Origin of the sequence: Mesorhizobium sp. M1E.F.Ca.ET.063.01.1.1 (assembly GCF_003998155.1) — a bacterium.
GTDB lineage: Bacteria > Pseudomonadota > Alphaproteobacteria > Rhizobiales > Rhizobiaceae > Mesorhizobium.
On sequence record NZ_RZSC01001340.1, the window covers coordinates 1 to 829 of the forward strand.

Below are 829 nucleotides of genomic sequence, written 5' to 3' on the forward strand. Positions count from 1 at the left end.
CGGCCAAGGCGCTGCCGACGAAGATGATCGCCGTGCGCTCCATCGGGGTTTCCGCGAGCTGCGCTTCGATGGTGCCCAGAGTGCCGGTCAGAATGCGCTCGTCCGGCCAGGAGGCGCGGAAAACGACCGCTACCGGGCACTCGGCTCCGTAGAGCGGCGTCAGATCGGCGACGATGCTGTCGATGGCGTGGATGGCAAGATGGATGGCCAGCGTGGCGCCGGTGCGGCCGAAGCCGGCAAGCGTCTCGCCGGGCGGCATTTTCGAGGCGCGGCCGGAGACACGAGTGAGCACGAGGCTCTGGGCGAGCTCGGGAATGGTGAGCTCGCGGCGCAGCGCGGCAGCGGCAGCGGCGAAGGAGGGGACGCCCGGCGTCAGCGTGTAAGGAATGCCGTGTTTTTCCAGCCGCCTTATCTGTTCGGCCACCGCGCTCCAGACCGAAAGGTCGCCGGAGTGCAGGCGCGCGACGTCCTGGCCGGCCTTGTGGGCGGCGAGATATTCGGCCTCGATCTCGTCGAGCGACATCGGCGCGGTGTCGATCAGTCTGGTGCCCGGCGCGCAATGTTCGATCAGTTCCGGCGCGACGATCGAGCCGGCATAGAGACATACGGGGCAGGTCGCCAGCAGGCGACTGCCGCGCAAGGTGATGAGGTCGGCCGCGCCCGGGCCGGCGCCGATGAAATGGACCGTCATGCGGTGCCTCCGCCAAGAGCGATGGCGCAGGTCACCGGGCCGAGCACGGTGCGCGGCCCGAGCAGTTTTGCGTCCTTGCCGGCCGCTGCCAGCGCCGAGGCTTCCGAAACCGACGGCGTGCCGGCATGAGTCTCTGAC

Annotated in this window: 2 protein-coding genes; both read right to left on the minus strand. The window is 69.1% G+C overall.

The features are described 5' to 3' along the window. Nucleotides 1–691, minus strand: a 691-nt coding sequence (gene cobM, locus EOA29_RS38420) for a precorrin-4 C(11)-methyltransferase (protein ID WP_127222516.1), incomplete at its 3' end; no start/stop codon positions are given. Continuing rightward, nucleotides 688–829, minus strand: a 142-nt coding sequence (locus tag EOA29_RS38425; RefSeq protein ID WP_145970120.1) for a cobalamin biosynthesis protein, incomplete at its 5' end; no start/stop codon positions are given. The genes EOA29_RS38425 and cobM, both read right to left, overlap by 4 nt.